At 40.7% G+C, this 17,852-nt stretch carries 14 protein-coding genes; 3 read left to right on the forward strand and 11 right to left on the reverse strand.

From position 1 onward, the window contains the following. Window positions 1-82: 82 nt before the first annotated feature. Together xrtK and BUB56_RS12425 are read left to right on the forward strand one after the other, a co-directional pair. The gene (gene xrtK / locus BUB56_RS12420) at window positions 83-595 is read left to right on the forward strand and encodes an exosortase K (protein WP_190014487.1); all 513 of its coding nucleotides are present in this window, start codon (window positions 83-85) and stop codon (window positions 593-595) included. Beyond that, entirely contained in the window at window positions 579-3,272 is a 2,694-nt protein-coding gene (locus tag BUB56_RS12425; protein WP_110941639.1) for an MSEP-CTERM sorting domain-containing protein, read from the forward strand. The genes xrtK and BUB56_RS12425 overlap by 17 nt, the downstream gene beginning before the upstream one ends. Window positions 3,273-3,358: 86 nt before the next feature. Here BUB56_RS12425 and BUB56_RS12430 read toward each other — a convergent pair whose 3' ends face one another. The 5 genes from BUB56_RS12430 to BUB56_RS12450 all read right to left on the reverse strand — a co-directional run bounded on the left by BUB56_RS12430 (window position 3,359) and on the right by BUB56_RS12450 (window position 7,533). Further along, complete coding sequence (locus tag BUB56_RS12430) at window positions 3,359-4,108, reverse strand: GNAT family N-acetyltransferase (RefSeq protein WP_110941640.1); 750 nt, start codon at window positions 4,106-4,108, stop codon at window positions 3,359-3,361. Between the two features lie 46 nt (window positions 4,109-4,154). Continuing rightward, window positions 4,155-5,819: a ribosomal protection-like ABC-F family protein gene (gene abc-f / locus BUB56_RS12435; protein WP_110941641.1), complete on the reverse strand. Its 1,665-nt coding sequence runs from the start codon at window positions 5,817-5,819 to the stop codon at window positions 4,155-4,157. Window positions 5,820-6,171: 352 nt separating this feature from the next. After that, complete coding sequence (locus BUB56_RS12440) at window positions 6,172-6,597, reverse strand: secondary thiamine-phosphate synthase enzyme YjbQ (protein WP_110941642.1); 426 nt, start codon at window positions 6,595-6,597, stop codon at window positions 6,172-6,174. A gap of 41 nt (window positions 6,598-6,638) precedes the next feature. After that, window positions 6,639-6,824, reverse strand: coding sequence for a hypothetical protein (locus tag BUB56_RS12445; protein WP_110941643.1), 186 nt, complete (start codon window positions 6,822-6,824; stop codon window positions 6,639-6,641). Continuing rightward, window positions 6,811-7,533: a CBS domain-containing protein gene (locus tag BUB56_RS12450; protein ID WP_110941644.1), complete on the reverse strand. Its 723-nt coding sequence runs from the start codon at window positions 7,531-7,533 to the stop codon at window positions 6,811-6,813. The genes BUB56_RS12445 and BUB56_RS12450 overlap by 14 nt, the downstream gene beginning before the upstream one ends. Before the next feature lie 471 nt (window positions 7,534-8,004). On the opposite strand from BUB56_RS12450, the gene BUB56_RS12455 reads away from it, so the two are divergent. Then, window positions 8,005-8,913, forward strand: a complete 909-nt coding sequence (locus tag BUB56_RS12455) for a DMT family transporter (RefSeq protein WP_110941645.1) — start codon at window positions 8,005-8,007, stop codon at window positions 8,911-8,913. A 5-nt stretch (window positions 8,914-8,918) separates the two neighbouring features. Here BUB56_RS12455 and BUB56_RS12460 read toward each other — a convergent pair whose 3' ends face one another. The 6 genes from BUB56_RS12460 to BUB56_RS12485 form a co-directional block, all read right to left on the reverse strand. Continuing rightward, window positions 8,919-10,526, reverse strand: a complete 1,608-nt coding sequence (locus tag BUB56_RS12460) for a gamma-glutamyltransferase family protein (protein WP_110941646.1) — start codon at window positions 10,524-10,526, stop codon at window positions 8,919-8,921. Between the two features lie 111 nt (window positions 10,527-10,637). Continuing rightward, a complete protein-coding gene (locus BUB56_RS12465) occupies window positions 10,638-12,590 on the reverse strand; it encodes a TRAP transporter permease (protein ID WP_110941647.1) in 1,953 nt (650 codons plus the stop codon). Beyond that, window positions 12,572-13,105 carry a DUF1850 domain-containing protein gene (locus BUB56_RS12470; RefSeq protein ID WP_110941648.1) on the reverse strand — a complete coding sequence of 178 codons (534 nt, stop codon included), beginning with the start codon at window positions 13,103-13,105 and terminating at the stop codon, window positions 12,572-12,574. Before BUB56_RS12470 ends, BUB56_RS12465 begins: the two co-directional genes overlap by 19 nt. Window position 13,106: 1 nt before the next feature. Further along, complete coding sequence (locus BUB56_RS12475; RefSeq protein ID WP_110941649.1) at window positions 13,107-14,132, reverse strand: TAXI family TRAP transporter solute-binding subunit; 1,026 nt, start codon at window positions 14,130-14,132, stop codon at window positions 13,107-13,109. A 164-nt stretch (window positions 14,133-14,296) separates the two neighbouring features. Further along, window positions 14,297-15,649 (reverse strand): sigma-54-dependent transcriptional regulator, encoded by a 1,353-nt coding sequence (locus BUB56_RS12480; protein ID WP_110941650.1) that lies wholly within the window; start codon window positions 15,647-15,649, stop codon window positions 14,297-14,299. Then, window positions 15,646-17,658, reverse strand: a complete 2,013-nt coding sequence (locus tag BUB56_RS12485) for a transporter substrate-binding domain-containing protein (RefSeq protein WP_110941651.1) — start codon at window positions 17,656-17,658, stop codon at window positions 15,646-15,648. The genes BUB56_RS12480 and BUB56_RS12485 overlap by 4 nt, the downstream gene beginning before the upstream one ends. Window positions 17,659-17,852: the final 194 nt, after the last annotated feature.

The following is a 17,852-nucleotide window of genomic DNA, read 5'->3' on the forward strand; positions in this document are numbered from 1 at the left end:
ACGGATAAGCAGATTTTTAAGGTACTCTATATGCTTTGTATCCTTTGCCCCTTTCTGATTCTGTATGTGGAGGTCCCAAAACATGAAGGATAAAATCCAAAACCTTATTTTTTACTGCTTTACTGCCCTCCTTGCCATAAGCATAGCCTACTGGGTTAAGGTCTTACCAGATCACACAATCGCTGTTTTCCTATATCCCCACGCAAAAATAACAGAGATTTTTTATAATACCTCTTTGCTATATGTGAAGGGCATCGGTTATTCTTCTATAGACGGTACCTTTGCGATTGGCCGCGAATGCATGGGCATTAAATTCATTGTCATGTTGTTTGGGATGACTGCCTGTATGTTTGTTAAACACTTTAAAAGGTTTCAAAAAGTACTGTGGTGCATGGTCAGCTTGGCAGGAGCCATTCTCATCGGAATATTCATTAGCTGTATTAGGATTATCGGGTCGATTCCACTGGTTTCTCACCCAAAATTTCCCCTCTTTCATTCTAGCATAGGTATATCCCTGTATTTCCTTGCGCTAATGCTCAGTTATGCTCTTTTAAATAGACTATTTAGGAGTGATCATCATGAGAAAGTTATTTAGTCCCTTATTTCTCTCATTGTTTGTCCTCGTGCCTCAGGTTGCAGCCATAGGGTATGTCCATTTCTCCTTTGGCCTGGCATATTTAAAAGGATTTTTACTGACAATCCTTCTTATGCTTTTATCCGGCATCGGCTTATCTGTTTACGCTTATACAAAACGAAAGGAAGAAGTCCTTCCAACAAAGATATTCCTCCTTATTTCCTTTATATATACCCTGTTTATCATATGGGGTGCTGTTTATGCCCTGGAGTCCTTCTCTCCGAAAGGCTTTGTCAGCCCCAAGCTGGTATTTATTGCGTCCTATATGCTCTCTGTTTTGTACGGTATTGTTGGAACGGCTTATAACACTACCACCCCCGGAGCAGCCCATGAGGCAGTAAAATATGTTTTAGGCCTCATTGCCATTCCATTTCTTTGGTTTATAGGGATAAATCTTATTGGCGGTATGAACTCCAATATGTTTATGATCACATTTATCGTAGCCGGTGCCTATGTAATGCTGTTTTTTATTGTAAAGCTTTTCTTTATCTGGAAACGCAATGAGGAACCTATCACTACCGATGCAAAGCCAAGCAGAAAATATTCCATCGCTCTGTTTGTCATTGCTTTTTGTTTTCCTTTGGCGGGGCTGGCCTTAAATCAAAGCTTTGCCGATATGGGAAATGATGGCTTCTCCGCCGGATTATTTGGAGACTTTAGCCATCCCTTCTTCTTTATCATAGCGGCAATAAACGGACTGCTGCTCCTTATTCCTCCAGTAAAAAACAAAGAGCTTAGGTTGGCGCTGTTCTATCTTAAATCCATAGGTTATTCTTATATATTGTATTTTTTCATTGTTTTCCTGCCTATCATGCCCCTGGGTTTTATTGGCTTAATTTTTTATGGCCTGGGCGTCCTGATCCTGACGCCTGCAATGGTAACCTTGCTGCAGGGATACCATTTATTGAAGGAATGGAAGACCCTGTCCCAATGGTGGAACAAGAAGCGCCTTGCTGCGATTTTCTCCCTCGGCATGATTACTTTGCCGCTCAGCATGGGTACAGCCTTTATGGGGGATAAAGGAAATTTTTCTGCGGCAACACAATATCTCCAATACCAGGAGACCCCTGCCAATGAATCTGTAAATCTGACGAAACTCAAAAGAACCCTGAAAAACCTTAAGGGCAGCCTGCAGGTTACAAGGGGTGAATTTGGCTTTTCATCTGGAAATACGCCGATTTTATCCTCCATTTATTCCCATTTGGTTCTCGATAACAAAATTATTTCCCACGACAGTGTCCTTAGGCTTGAAAATCTCTTTTTTGACGCAGGCCACAACCTGGGAGAATCAAATCTTTCAGATCCCTCTATTGTAGACAACCGAGTCCGCCTTTTATCTGCAAGCAGCGAAACAAGATTTGATGAGCAGAACAGCGTCTATAAATCCTGGATACATTTAAAGCTGGAAAATTACACTGACACCGGAAACGGAGAATATCAGACAGAATTCAAACTCCCGGAAGGAGCCTATATTAGTGATTATTACCTGGATGTGCTGGGAACAAGAAAAGAAGGGCTGCTTACAGATCGCCGGGCTGCTTTATTTATCTACCGAAAGATTGTCAACACACGGCGTGATCCCGGGCTGCTCCATTACATCGGTAAAAACATCTTGGAGCTCAGGGTTTTCCCCTTTGGGCCTAAAGAAATCAGGGAAACCGGATTTGAAATTATGCACAGGGAGCCCTTTACCTTAACCTTAGATCATCAGTCTATTGCTTTAAATGGAGCTGCTGAGCAAAAGGAAATCCAAGTGGCGGGTGCTGTCTTGCTGTCTGCTGCTCAAAAAAATCTTCTACAAGCTGCTGTGCGGGCACCAAAATATTATTTCGTAATCGACAGTTCTAAAAACAGCAATGTAGCCTGGCACATCCGCCAAATTCAAGACTATGTGAAAGCCAATGGCATAACCGATGCCAAGGTAATCTTTGCATCCTATAAGCTTCAGGAACAGCCCCTTTCGAATATAAAAAATGCAGTTTATAGAGCAGAAGGCGGATTTAACCTGAATATGGCAGTGCATCGGATTTTGGATAAAAATGATATAGATACCTTCCCCATCATTATTGCCGTATCCGATAACATGCCAAAGGCAGTTTTCCCTCAAAACACAGAGCTGCTATCAGGCAAATTCCCTGAAAGTGCCTATTATTATGGATTAAATCATAATCTTACCCTGACCCCCTACTCTTTTGCAGACAACAGACCGCAAGGTACGGTGGCAAAACCGACGGTAGAGCCTATTTTAGATTATCATGGAGTTTATGTTTCAGATAATGGTAAAAGTGAACTGGTGTTGACAGATATGGATAAAAGATCCTTTGCTTCTACTGGCAATCTATATCAAGATGCCCTGCTCCTTGATGCTATGTCAAGACGGGCATCCTCATCGGGAGAGAGGAATTCTTTGGAGCTGGTAAGGGCAAGCTTTAGAACAAGGATACTGACACCTCAAACTGCTTTTATCGTCGTTGAAACCCAAGAGCAGGAAAAGGAACTGCTAGAGGTTCAGGAAAGACTTTTAAACAATCCAGATGCTACACCTACCATCACATTAGATGAGCCTTCGATGCAGGTTTGTATGGTCCTAATCCTGGCCGTAGTATTGATCATTCATCGAAAAAAGTTAAAGGTTTAAAGCTTAAGAAGTAAGGTTACTAATCTTCTGGCCGTAAACTATAGTAGGAAGCAATGGTGTAATCTCCTTTGCTTCCTTTTTCTGCTTTATTTTGTCTTCTTTTTTACCCTATACCAATAACTGTACAGCTTTTCATAACCAAGCTTCTCATAGAGGGCTTTTGCAGGTTCATTGGCATCCACAACCTGAAGATAGGAATAGGTACACCCATCCTCGAGAGCCGCATCTATAAGATTGTTCATGATTTTCGTCCCTAGCCCCTGTCTTCGTCGATCTTCCTCCACACAGATATCGTACATCCCCACATAACCTCTTTCTGAGACTCCCAGTCCTACAGCTGTGATGCTGCCATTCTCCATGACATATCCATAATAGGTATCCGGTATGATATTTTGCAGCATCCTCCGTAAGGTCTGTGCATTCTGGACATTAATTCTGTTCATTGTTATAAAGGCCTCAAACCAGTCCTCCCTAAGTTCTCTATATACAAAAGCATTGGCTTTTTCTGATTCTTGTATTTTAAATCCTAATATATTTTTTACCATGATATTGGTTTTCGCCTCATAGGAATATCCCCTTTGACTCAGCAATTCATCCAGTTTATAGATTTCCTCCTGTTCTGTGAGCTTGAAAACTGTATCTAGGTTATTCTCTTGGAACAATCTCTCACAGATTGCTACGTTACTCTCAAGATTTACGCTGCATGGATAAATGGGATTTACAGAATTGGCTCGTTTTGAATAGCCATTGGCAAATCTAAGAATCCATCCATCTACGAAGACTGTTGAAAGTGCAGGCAGTGCATTCATAGATAGTTCTTCAATTTTTTGTATCATGCATATTCCCCCTTAAAAATTTTACTTTTGATTTTTTATCCTCCCATTATGTTCCCATACAATTTTGCAGATTTTCTCTCATCCTCTTTAGCTCCTTCAGTATTGCATAATATTCCTGATCTAATACTACTATATCATGTTTCTTTGAAGGCATAGACAGCTTTCCTAAAACCTCCGAAAGACGATTTTCCAATATACGAATCTGCTTTTCTACCCCTTCCCTGTCATCATCTATAGCTTTATCCATTCTGAACAAATACTCCTGATAGCTGCCTTTAAACATCTTTAATTCCTGATTCTCTATAGTCATGATATGGTCCGCAACAGAATTTATAAGGCTCCTGTCATGGGTTACAAATAGTAAAGTACGCTCGTATTCCCTAAGGGCTTCTTCTACTGCCTCAAGGGAATAGATATCCATATAGTTGGTCGGTTCGTCTAATATGAGCAGATTCATATCCTGAAGGAGAATTTTGGCAAAGGATATCTTAACCCGTTCACCGCCGCTTAATACACCCACCTTTTTATAAACATCCTCTCCTTTGAATAGCAGCCGTGCCAGCAGTCTTCTGCCATAAGATTCAGGATGTATACTGCTGCCCATTACATTTTCAAGGATACTCATGCTTTCTTCCAGGATATTTAAATCTTGGCTAAAGTATCCGATTTTTGCACCCCTCGCTATCCTTATGGAAGGATCATGATTCATGATCATCTTAACCAGGGTACTTTTTCCACATCCATTAGGCCCGATCAGTGCTACCTTGGCTCCATTATAAATGCTAAATTCCGCGTTATTAAATATCTTCTTATCTCCAAAGGCTTTTTGGATCTTTTCCCCCTCTATGATGATCTTGCTGTGAAGCACATGTATTCCTTCTAAATCCAGCTTCATTTTCTCCTGCTTTATGGGTTTTTGTTTTACTTCCAGATGCTTAATCCTGGTCTCTACACTTTTTACTGCTTTTTCCAGATTGGCCTTTGCCTTCTGATTTCCCATCTTATGCAGTCTAGCCTCTGAATTGTCCATTCGCTTAGGTGTCTTACGGATCTGCTTGACTTTTTCCTTTGTATCCTGGATGACACCCTCCAATCGTCTTTTTTCTCTCACATACTGATCGTATTCAAAATGAGCTCTTTCCAACTCCTTATCTTTTTGTATCTTATACTCGGAAAAATTGCCATGATAAATTTTAATCTTACCATTCTCTATTTCTATGATCTTATTGCACAGCCTGTCTAAAAAGCTTCTATCATGGGATATCAGCACTAAAGCGCCTCTAAATTCTTCAAGCATGCTTTCCATGATTTTGATTCCTTCAATATCTACATTGCTGGTAGGCTCATCGGCAAAGATCAGGGGCTTTTCATTCTCCAAACTCTCGGCCAGTTTAAACCGATTCTTCTCGCCCCCGCTCATGCTTTCATTCCATTTTTCTGGTATATCCAGCTTTGAAGCCATTTCTCCACGGATTCTTTTATTTTGAGCAGATTCCAGTTGAGAAATATATCCATACTCCCCATATACCTTGACCCACCCTTCATCAGGTTCAAGTCTTCCGCTTAGAATATTGACAAGGGTAGTTTTACCGGCTCCGTTTACACCTACGATTCCTATTCTATCCTCCGAATAGATTTTCAGATTTTCTATATTCAGGATTAATCGATCACTAAAATATTTTTTCACATTGCTGCACTCTATTAATAGCATAAAAAAACCCTCCTTGCATTTTGGAGGGATAGTGTCATAAATAATAACCCAAGTATGACAGAAATAAAATCTCAAGCCCTGTGTAATCAGAAATACATTAACACATGCCCAGACTCCTGCCCTTGTTCAGGTTATAAAATATATATGCACAAGCTACCGACGGTTTTAAAAAACACTATCCACTCACAAGTTAAAAATAAAATGTACGACAATAAAGCCTATTTTAAAGACTTTATCCAGATTCTCATTTTACGTTGTTCTTGAAGTGAATTATATTTTCATTTCTGCCAGTACCTTGCCCTTTCTTAGATTGTGGTGTTCAATAACATTATATGCATAGACAGCAGTGATGTCAACCTCTGGATTCCCATTCATCGGATATCATCTTTATTAATAGTTTTCTCGTTCTGGGTCCGTCAAATTCACAAAAATATAGACTTTGCCATGTTCCTAAGAGTAGTTTTCCTTCATTGATGATGACGGTCTTCTCTGCTCCCATGTAGGAGGATTTTAAATGGGCATGAGAGTTCCCTTCAAAATGTCTATAATCACCTTCTATAGGAAACACCTTGTCCAAGGCCGATAGGATATCCCGCACCACATCAGGATCCCCATTTTCATTAATCGTTATTCCTGCAGTAGTATGGGGGCAATAAATAACAGCAATACCGCTTCGGATTCCGGATTGCTCCAATGCCTGCTTCACCAGATATGTGATATCTATGAACTCCTGAGACTTATTTGTTGAAAGTGAAAATTGAAATAGATTGTTTCCCATTCTCTATACCTCCATATAGATACCTGTTTTTCTTAAAATGCCTATTTATATTGATTCATTTTCTCTAGTATCTTTTTTATTTCATGGACGATCTTTACGTATTCCTGCTGATCCAGCAGCCTAAAATACAAGCTCCTTAAAAAAGGCTTTACATTAATCTTTATAATTACATCTTCCTCATGGATATATCCATAATAACTGATACACACCTTTTTATAACCGATCAACTTTGTTGAACAAATCCCATTCTGTTAACAAGCCTAAGAGCTTGCCCTGTCTGGTCCCATCGGAGGTTATAAATAGCGCCACCAGTTTGTGATTATTTTTATTTCTTTTCCTAAAATAATTTTCAGCATCATATACGTTTAAAGTTTTATCTACAAAGTCAAACTCCTCTTTCCGATGACTCTCCAAGCTGGTAAACTCCATTAGTTCCTTCATAACTGTTTGATTAGAAATCAGACACTTCTGCATAGACGCTAAATACTGTATGAGGACATTTCCATTGAATATGCCCACCACTTTTTCCTTTTCCAATATAGGTACTCTGGATATTAGGAGATTCTCCATAGCCTGCATAATATCTATAGCCAGGCTGTCCGGCGATGCCACCAGCATTTTTGACCGATGGGTGCAGATATCATATACGGTTAGGGGATTCTTAAATCGGTTCAACAGGCTTTGATACCGCTCAACTACTTCTGGCAGCGGCACAGCTATAGGCCCTTCAATCCCGGAGACGGTATCATGTACAACACAGTTTCTCAGTCTGGCATACTGCTTTAACACATCTAGATTTCTTGCAATTAAATCATTTTTCTTCGCCATGATATCCAATGCCTTTACATGGGGGGTGCCGTTATCTAATTTCAAAACCCTCTTGATTTCTCGATCTAGCTCGTTATATATCTGTATGAACTCATCTACTCTATCCATTTGAATCTCTCCTTTGCCCGAGTTATAGCTGCCTGTTCTATTCAGCTTATTTTAATCCCTCTACATTTTAGCCCTCTAAGATCATTTATGTTTGTGAAATCCTAGGAAACCGTGCAAGCTTTGGAAAAGCCTTATTGCCTATTGATCGAATCATCCAGTTGCTGGACGGATCAACGGTTGCCCTTATGCCCCTGAAAGGACGACCGATAACACGCATGATGTTTATAATCTTTTATAAACTCACTCTTTAACATACTGCCTCCCCAATTAACTAACTTATTCTATCTTCATTATATGCTTAAATCCTATCATTTCCAATAAAATAGTAGCCCCTGATAGGGCCTGCTATTTATAAAACTTCCATTTCGTCAGGTTGATGGTTCAAAGGAACGCTTTTGACTCAGGTATTGTTCTTTCGTATATTTTGGTTTATAATCTACAATAATATCAAAACAGCCGGAGGAAAATCAAATGAATAAAAAAAAAGCATACCTATTGATTGCCATAGGTGCTGCTTTATGGGGCATCATTGGACTTTTCGTAACCTATCTGAACAAACTAGGGTTTTCATCTATACAAATCGTTACCATCCGTGCAATCACTGCAGCCTTTTTTCTCCTGTTCTATACACTTTTTAAAGATCCACAGCGCTTAAAAATCCAGCTGCAGGATAGCAAATATTTTATAGGCACAGGTATTATTAGCGTTGCACTTTTTAATTGGTGTCTTTTTAGTGCCATTCGGGAAACTTCGATTTCTATCGCAGCTATCCTTCTATATACTGCTCCGGCTTTTGTGACCATCTTTTCTAGAATATTATTTAAAGAAGCACTAACTTCAAGAAAAATCCTTGCTTTGGTTACAACCCTGATCGGCTGTGCATTGGTGATTGGCATCTTTCCTGATGTCAGTGGATCTATCTCCTTATATGGATTCATGCTGGGCCTTGGATCAGGATTTTTTTACGCCTTATATAGCATTTTTTGCAAATTTGCCCTGAGAAAGTATGATTCATTGACAGTTACCGTATATACCTTTGTTTTTGCCGCTGTTGCAGTAACCCCCTTTAGTGGATTGAGCTCCATATTCCCTCTCTTTTCAAATCCCAGAGTATGGTTATATATTGTTGGGCTTGGATTTTTCTCAACTATGCTGGCCTATACCCTATATACCAAAGGCTTGAATGCAGTAGAGTCCAGTCGTGCCTCTATCATTGCTACAATTGAGCCAGTGGTAGCCTCCTTGGTCAGTTTTTTAGTCTTTAATGAGAAACTCAATCTCTTTCAACATATAGGTATTGCCATGGTCCTTGCGGGGGTACTCCTGGTCCAAGAACCTTCTGAAGTACTAGATGAAGAATCCTCTTTATTGAGTAAATAAGGAACTTACCATGCAGCTATTGTGCCGTCTGTTCTCGGTTCAGTGCCTCCGCAAAGGGCCCCATTCTCATTTCTCCAGATGATTTGCCCCCGCCCCATGATGGATGTATCCAGTATGGGAATAATTTCGTGTCCTTTCAAGGCCAATTGTAAAGCCAGATGATTAGGAAAGTCCGGTTCCACATAAACCGTCTTTCCCCCTACCCATTGCCACCGATAAGCATCCAGTGCCTCTTGCGGATTCATGTGAAAATCTATTGTATTCATGACAACCTGCACGTGTCCCTGAGGCTGCATGAATGCACCCATTACCCCAAAGGGCCCTACTGCCTGATTGTCATTTGTGATAAATCCTGGGATAATTGTATGATAGGGTCTTTTGCCCGGTGCTAAAACATTATCGTGATTTCTATCTAATGTAAAGTTGTGCCCTCTATTGTGCAATGCTATTCCCGTTCCTGGCACTACAAGTCCCGATCCAAAGCCCATATAATTGCTTTGAATCATAGAAACCATGTTGCCCTCCTCATCAGCAGCAGCCAAGTATACGGTTCCTCCTGACTTAGGATCTCCCGATGTGGGCGTTAGCGCTTCCTCTCCAATGAGGGCTCTTCTCTTGGCTGCATACTCTTCAGACAGCAGCTGTTCTACCGTTACAGACATCGTTTTGGGGTCTGCTATGTATTTTTGACCGTCGGCAAAGGCCAGTTTCATAGCTTCCAGCTGCTTATGCAGTGTATCTGCATGTTCCCTATGATGAAACTCAAATCCGCTTAGAATCTTAAGGGCCATCAAAGCTACAATCCCATGGCCGTTGGGTGGAATCTCCCAAATGTCATAGCCTCTGTAGTTTACACTGATCGGTTCCACCCATTCCGGTTCAAATTCTTCTAAATCTCCTTTTCTTAAAAAACCATTGTATTCCCTGGAAAACTGATCTATTTTATCTGCCAGTGCTCCCCTGTAGAAGGCTTCTCCATCGGTGGCTGCGATTTGCTCTAATGTTTTGGCGTGGTCCGGAGAAGCCCAAACTTCTCCGACTCCGGGAGCTCTTCCCCTTGGCGCAAAGGTCTCAAACCAGCCGGCGAATTCCTTCCCTTTCAGGGTAGCTTTATACTCTTTATAAGCTTTCTCCCATAGTTTCGCTACATTGGGGGTTAATATAACACCCTCTCTTGCATACCTTATTGCGGGAGCCAATGTTTCTGTCAAGGGCAGCCTGCCGAAACGCTTGGCTAGTACAGCCCATCCGGCTGGAGCCCCAGGTACGGTTACCGGTATCCACCCGTACTTTGGGATTTCTGTTATACCCCTTTCAGCAAGTCCTTCAATGGATATTGATTTCGGTGATTTTCCACTGCTATTGAGACCATGAAGTTTTCCCTTTGTCCATACTAGGGCAAAGTTATCTCCCCCGATTCCATTGGATGTTGGCTCTACCACCGTCAGACAAGCAGCGGCAGCAATTGCCGCATCAATGGCATTTCCCCCAGCCCTTAGAATCTCCAGGCCTGCCTGGGCGGCCATAGGTTGCCCCGTAGCTACCATCCCCTTTTTTGCATAAACGACATTTCTTCTTGATCCATAACGATAAATCAAGGCATCAAAATTCATAATTCCCACCCCCGTTTTACTATTTTAAAATCTGTAGATTTCAACAGGTCCCTGGATATGGACTAAAAGAGCTTAGGAATACATGCTCCTAAGCTCTATTTTCTGGTTCTTCTAATAAGCATTCGCCTTTTCTTTTTTAACTTTTAGCATTTGTTGTACCAGCAAAACTGCTAATATGGCAAATCCAACCATGTCCTGCATAACATTGGCTGTGATTAATAAAAGGGCACATAGGAAGGATGCCGCTCTAAGCCACACCGGTACTTGTTTTAACAGGTAGCCTTCTATGGCAACCCCTATCATCATCACCCCAATGATGGAAGTAAAGGCTACCCTTAAGGCGATCAGCCAAGTTGTATTCAGCAGTAATATCTCATTATTGAATACAAACATATAGGGTATAATAAAGCCTGCTAATGCCAGCTTTACAGATGCTATACCGGTCTTCATCGGGTCCCCGCCGGATAATCCTGCCGCTGCAAAGGCAGCCAGGGCAACAGGAGGGGTTAAGTTTGCAAACATTGCGAAATAAAAAACAAACAGGTGAGCCGCTACTACTGGGATCCCCAGCTTCACCAGAGCCGGTGCAGCTATGGTTGCTGTGATAAGATAGGCAGGTATACTTGGCAGCCCCATACCTAAAATCATACAGGTAACCATGGTAAAAATCAAGGTAGCAAGGATACTGGTACCTCCCAGTTGTATAATCGCATTGGCCATATTAAGTCCAAACCCGGTTATACTTGTCACCGCTATGATAATTCCCACGATGGCGCAGGCCATGGCAACGGATACTGTTCCTTTTGCCCCGCTGGCTAAGGCATCTATCATATCCTTTAGGCTCATTCTAGTATTTTTCTTGAGCATACTGGTTGCTATGGTCACAAGGATAGAGCAGAACGCTGAAAACACAACGGTTTTACCACTGAAAAACAGCATGCCCAGCAAAAATACGATAGGAATCAAAAGGTGTCCGCTTTCCTTCATCACATCACCGACTTTTGGAAGCTCCTCCTTTGGAAGACCCACTAGGTTTCTCTTTGAAGCTCTAAAATGCACCTGAATAATAATACCTATATAGTATAAAATAGCAGGGATTGCAGCATAAACAATGATACTGCTGTATTTTATTCCTACCATCTCTGCCATGATAAAAGCAGTAGCACCCATGATTGGCGGAAGCAGCTGCCCTCCGACAGAGGCCGTTGCTTCTACAGCACCTGCAAATTCCTTAGAATATCCGGTTTTTTTCATAAGAGGAATCGTAAAGGTCCCAGTAGTAACCACATTGGCAATGGCAGAACCATTAATGCTTCCTAAAAAGCCGCTGGCGATAACGGCAACTTTTGCCGGTCCACCCATAGAGCTTCCTGCTAAGGCCAAGGCAATATCATTAAAAAACTTACCCATACCAGATTTATTCATTACCTCGCCAAATAGTATAAATAGAAATATATAGCTGGAGGCTACCCCAACAGATGTCCCATAAATTCCATCTGTGCTGATGAAAAATTGATTCACTAGAGATGACCAATCATAACCCCTATGAGAGAAAATTCCGGGGATATTTCTACCGAATAGCGCATATGCGATAAATACCATAGCCAGTAGAGTTAAGGGTAACCCGGAGATTCTTCTGGAAGCCTCCAAGACCAGCACCACTAAGCAAGTGCCTACAATCATATCCATCCTATTAATCAAACCGGCACGTGCGATGATGTTCGGATAATCAATCCATACGTAAAGGGTGATGCCTAAAGACAGCAGCGCCAATACCGTATCATATACAGGCAGTTTCTTTCGGCTTGCTTTGTCGCTGGCAGGATATAGGATAAAGGACAAAAACAGCATCATACTGACATGTAGAGACCTATGCTTTAAAGTAGCCGGTGCTCCAACAAAGGAAGTAATAAAATGATATAATGAAATGATAACAGCAGCCCAATAGATCATCTTCGCCAGGGATGCCTTATCAAAGGAACGGGTCTTTTGCTCCTTGTCATACTTTTCGATAATCTCAAGCTGTTCATCCCCTATTTGATTATCTATTGTGATCTTCGACATATCTTCAACCTCTTTTCTATTCTCAATTTTAACAACTCATGATGAGGCAAATCTCTACCTTCTATAATCCTCTGGTCATTTAATCCAATATATTGGGTAGCAGTCTGTGAATGTATCCATAGGATTTCTTCAAAGTCCTCCTTAATTTCCTCCATGATGATTCTTCCGTCATCGATCCGGGTCACCTTACCCTTGTTATGGGGAATGCCTGCACCAAAGCCCACCAGGGTAATCCGATCCAGCATTAAATGATTGTTTTCCAATACGTGATAATCCTCTATCCAGGGTATTTGTTCAAGGGAGTGAATCCAGCCGTAGGTAAGCTTATCTCCCGGGCTTACATCTGCTGTCAGATACACCTCATTCGTCTTTTGATTGACGATATAGAGTCTTTGTGTGATGGATATATCAAATAGGAGAAAAAAAACCGCTGTCAGTAAGGAGAGGGTTAATAAATAGATTTTTAGATGAGAAGAAGCAATAAATTGCTTCTTCTCACTTAATTTATCATTCATATTATTTTAAAATTCCCATTTCCCTGTAGTATTTCTCTGCTCCTGGATGGATAGGAATACTGACACCAATCTGAGAATTTTCCAAGGATAAATGCTGGTTGGCCGTATTATGAGAAGCCTTTATGTCCTCAATATTTTCAAAAATTCCCTTGGTAATCTCATATACAACCTCTTCTGGAAGCTCCTCTCTTACGATCATGATATTTCTAACTGTTACCGTATTTATATCTTTGCCTGTATCATAAGTATTTGCCGGAATGATCTCTTCTACGAAGAAAGGGTATTTTGCGATAAGGTTCTTTGCCCCTTCGCCTTCGATCGGTACAATCACGATCTTATTGGTAGTGCCCAGTTCCATAATCGTTGCATTTGGGATACCACTGGTTACAAAAGCTGCATCTATCATTCCATTTTTCATCTGGTCTATAGCCTCGCCATAGTTTAGATAGTCCACCTTGCTGTCATTATATGTCATGCCATGAGCTTCATACATCATTCTGGCATTTAACTCAACTCCAGAGTTTGGTGCACCGATACCTACCCTTTTGCCTTTCAAATCTTCAAATTTAGTTATACCTGATTTTTCAGTGGTTACGAGTTGTACATAGTTTGGATACAAGCCCATAAGTGCCCGCAGATTCTTTTTTGGTTCTTTTCCTTCAAAGGCCCCAAAAGCATCGTAGGCTTGGGCAATAGCATCTGCCATGGTAATGGCTAAATCAGCTTTTCCATCCAGTATCAGGTTGATATTTTCTACGGATGCTCCTGTTGATTGGGCAGAGGATTTATACCCCAACTGATTTTTAATCACATTAGAAAAAGCTCCGCCAATTGGATAATATAGTCCGCTGGTTGGCCCTGTTGCAACAGTTATGAAATAATCGTTCTTATTAATCGTACTTTCGCTGCCAGTCGCTGGGTTTCCAGAGCTCTGACTGGATGGGGCACCGGTATTGCTGCTGCATGCTGTTAATAATAGCAAAAACACTAATGCTAAGCTAACAGATAATATTGACTTTCTCTTCATTTTCTAATTCCTCCTCTAAATGATTTTGACTGCACATTTATACAGAAGCAATTATCATACCAATTTTCCAAAGTAGGCAAGCGTAAAGGTTTTCACAATTTTTATCCCCTATATGCCCTATAAAAAAAGAGAAAAATTTGCCGCATTTCTGCAATATTTTCCCCTTAAAGTCCGTATTCTTTGATTTTGTTTCTTAAACCTCTTTCACTAATCCCCAGCATCTGTGCTGTGGCTTTTCTATGGCCCTTATTTAGTTCAAGGGTCTCCTTGATTATTCGCTTTTCGATTTCGTCCAGTCTGAGTCCTAAAAATGGGTTGCTTTTCTGTGCCAGCTGGCTATAGGCTTTACCCATCCTGATTTTTTCCGGCAGATCCTCTATTTCTATGGTGTCACCCTTAGCCAGGAGCACACCGCATTCTATGATGTTGGACAGCTCTCGGATGTTCCCTGGGTACGGATAATTGAGAAGCAGTTCTTCTGCCGCAGGAGACAGCCTCGTGCCCTGCTTTCCAAACTCCCTATTATACATTTCTATAAAATGCTGAAACAGCAATGGTAAATCTTCTTTTTTATCCCTCAATGGCGGCAAATTAATCTCTATCACATTTAATCTGAAAAACAGATCATTTCTAAAAAGTCCTTCCTCCATAAGCTTTTTTAAATCCCTATTGGTAGAGGCTAAGACCCTGGCTTTTAGCTTTATAGGGGTATTGCTTCCAAGAGGAGTGAATTCCTTCTGTTCTAAAACCCTCAAAAGCTTTGCCTGCAGGGTCAAACTCATATCTCCGATTTCATCTAACAGGATGGTTCCCTTGTCTGCAAACTCAAATTTGCCTATGCTGTCTCTGTCGGCACCAGTAAAGGCTCCCCTCTTGTGACCAAAAAGTTCTCCCTCTAAAAGTCCGTCTGGAATGGCTGCACAATTGATCTCTACAAAATTTTCATTGCTTCTCTTTCCTCCATAATGAATAGCCCGGGCCACTAGCTCCTTTCCGGTTCCGCTTTCGCCTGTAATCAATACATTCGTATCCACATCCTTAAGCTTATCGATTAGGGTAAACACATTTTTCATGAAGGAACTCTTGCCTATGATTCCATTGTAGGAGTACTTATTTTTAAGCTCATTGTTCAGATAGGCTACCTTTTTGTTTAATTCCCTAAATTCCAATGCCTTATCTATCGTTACGATCAGCTCATTGATGTTCAATGGTTTTGTTAAATAGGTAAATGCCCCATTTTTGATAGCCTCTATCGTAGAATCTATGGACCCGAAGGCTGTCATCATGATTACTACGATATCAGGATCTATGGTCTTAATGCTCTTTAATATATCCAATCCACTGATTTTACCAATTCGTAAATCCAGCAAAACTAAATCAAAATTTGTTTCCTTCAGCAAGGCTAACCCTTCCTTAGGATTGGTAACAGTGGATACCTCATGTAGATCTTCTAATGCATAGGTAAGGGATGTACATATATTTTTCTCATCATCTATAATTAGAATCTTATTTTTCATATGGATTCACCCCTAAATATTAGTAAGATTTCCGTATACTCGAATTTACAGCTTTTTATCGATACGCGGCAATGATTCATCTCAAGCATCTGAATAGAGAGAGGCAGTCCCAGACCCGTTCCCTTTTCTTTGGTAGTATAAAAAATCTCATAGGCCCTTTCCAGCTCTTCTTCATCCATCCCTATACCGTTATCATGGATAGAAAGCCTCACTTCATCGCCTTCCTTGAAACCATCTATTATTATTTTTCCCTGATAGCTTGCATCATGGATCATCTCGGACTTTTCCACAATAGCGTCTATGGCATTCAAAAAAAAGTTTATGATCCCCTGCTTTATTTGACTCCTATCCCCGTAGATATAGGTACATCCCTGCATACGGTTTTGGTAATCAATGTTATTTTGCTCCAAAACGGGCTTAAACAGCGTTAAGCAGGAGCTTACCAGTTCTTCCAGCTGAAAGCGTGTCTTATTTTGGCTCTTTGGCTTCGCGTAGTCGATAAGACTCTCTATGAGATTATTCACTCTTTCTATTTCCTCTGGAACGGCGATTGCAATCTCCTCTTTAAATTTCTGGTTGTCTATTTTTCTTGGAATCAACTCGATAAATGTTTTGATCGTAGTAAGAGGATTTCTGATCTCATGGGATATTCCTGATATGATTTGCGTAAGGGCCCGGTTTTTATCCCTTTCCACCATTTGCTCTTTTAGTCTGCATTCTTGGGTGATATCTTCAATGGTAATGATTAAGCCCCTTAGCTTTTTCTCATAGTCATGCAAAGGATACATTACATATCTATAGATGAACTCTTTGTTGTTCCTAACATATCTGAACTGCTCGCATACATAGCTTTTTCTTTCCTCCATAACCAGGTCCATAGTCTCTTTGAGCATAAGGCTTATAGGCTCTATATCAAAAATGGATTTTCCGATAGGCGGCTCCTGAAGCTCTGCCATGGCTAGGGCAGAGCTGTTAAATATGGAGATAATTCCCTCTACATCAAAGATTACAATACCTCTAGGACTGCTTTCACAAATTAAATCCTTTAACTCAATATTATTTCTGGTTTCAATAATCTGCGCCTCCAGATCCCTATTGGTCTTGGAAAGCTCAAGGGTCTTCAGCTTGACCTGTTCCTTTAGCTGCATGTTCCAGACAATACCCATAAATAGAATGACTAGCCCCAGGATAAGTCCTATAATGCTTATCTTAATAATGCTCTCTAGCCGTCGGGCTATGTTTGCGGCACCATTATCGACCCATTTGAAATAAAGTTCTTCATACTCTCCACTGAGCTTCAGCTGGCTGATTCCTTTGTCTAATAGATTGTAAAGGTTTCTATTATCTCCTTTAACCGCAATTAGATATTCAACCGGGGTGGTATAGCTGTCTACAATGGTGTATTCATTTGCCAGGCTATGCTTGTTTAGCAAATATTCGGCTACATCCTTCACCCCTAGGAGAAAATCTGCTCGATCTAGCAGTAGGAGTTCAAAAGCATCCTCCTGATTAAAAGCTACATTAAAGTTGATCAATCTGAGATTCTGAAGAAAGTTCAGTTCAACAGAATCATTCTCAACGCTGGCAAGATAATACCTGTTGTTCAGATTATCCCGGATTTCTTTGCTGTTTTCAGTTTTAGCCAGCATGCACACCACAGACTGAACAATACTCTCTGTATAATGTATTTGGTCTGATAGCCTGTGATCGTATCTCACGCCCAAAACCAAATCAATACGGCCATCTAATAGGTAGGCTATGCTTTCTCCTTTATTTAGAGGTATATAACTTATCTGTGCATTATTTTTTTCTGCAATGAGATTGAGTATATCTACGTTTAAGCCCTTTATCTTTCCATCCTCTTCAAATTGAAAAGGAGGAAGGCTAGGATCAACACCTGCCTTCAGTATTATAGGGGGATTTGTATGATGGGCATAGGAATTATTTGTATGGACTCCCGCTAAAAATATAAAGATTAGCAGCAGATATATGGGCTTTCTATATTTCATATGTGTCCCCGCTTTATCAATAGTCTCTTTATCTCTTTATTATATAAAAATATTTCTAATCCTTCTACCTTCTCCTGAATAATCAAATTTTTCCTGCTAATTATGCGGGACAATCCTCTTTAAATTACTAAATATTTAATTCACCTTTAAATACGATCTTTGCAGTCCCTATTATCTCTAGCCTATCATTCTTC

Source organism: Geosporobacter subterraneus DSM 17957 (assembly GCF_900142145.1).
Lineage (GTDB): Bacteria > Bacillota > Clostridia > Peptostreptococcales > Thermotaleaceae > Geosporobacter > Geosporobacter subterraneus.

Coding starts and splice junctions, on each gene's coding strand:
- BUB56_RS12475 (WP_110941649.1), bottom strand. CDS start 14,132: ATGAAGAGAAAGTCAATATTATCTGTTAGCTTAGCATTAGTGTTTTTG.
- BUB56_RS12455 (WP_110941645.1), top strand. CDS start 8,005: ATGAATAAAAAAAAAGCATACCTATTGATTGCCATAGGTGCTGCTTTA.
- BUB56_RS12450 (WP_110941644.1), bottom strand. CDS start 7,533: ATGGATAGAGTAGATGAGTTCATACAGATATATAACGAGCTAGATCGA.
- BUB56_RS12465 (WP_110941647.1), bottom strand. CDS start 12,590: ATGTCGAAGATCACAATAGATAATCAAATAGGGGATGAACAGCTTGAG.
- BUB56_RS12440 (WP_110941642.1), bottom strand. CDS start 6,597: ATGGGAAACAATCTATTTCAATTTTCACTTTCAACAAATAAGTCTCAG.
- BUB56_RS12430 (WP_110941640.1), bottom strand. CDS start 4,108: ATGATACAAAAAATTGAAGAACTATCTATGAATGCACTGCCTGCACTT.
- xrtK (WP_190014487.1), top strand. CDS start 83: ATGAAGGATAAAATCCAAAACCTTATTTTTTACTGCTTTACTGCCCTC.
- abc-f (WP_110941641.1), bottom strand. CDS start 5,819: ATGCTATTAATAGAGTGCAGCAATGTGAAAAAATATTTTAGTGATCGA.
- BUB56_RS12425 (WP_110941639.1), top strand. CDS start 579: ATGAGAAAGTTATTTAGTCCCTTATTTCTCTCATTGTTTGTCCTCGTG.
- BUB56_RS12485 (WP_110941651.1), bottom strand. CDS start 17,658: ATGAAATATAGAAAGCCCATATATCTGCTGCTAATCTTTATATTTTTA.
- BUB56_RS12460 (WP_110941646.1), bottom strand. CDS start 10,526: ATGAATTTTGATGCCTTGATTTATCGTTATGGATCAAGAAGAAATGTC.
- BUB56_RS12480 (WP_110941650.1), bottom strand. CDS start 15,649: ATGAAAAATAAGATTCTAATTATAGATGATGAGAAAAATATATGTACA.
- BUB56_RS12470 (WP_110941648.1), bottom strand. CDS start 13,105: ATGAATGATAAATTAAGTGAGAAGAAGCAATTTATTGCTTCTTCTCAT.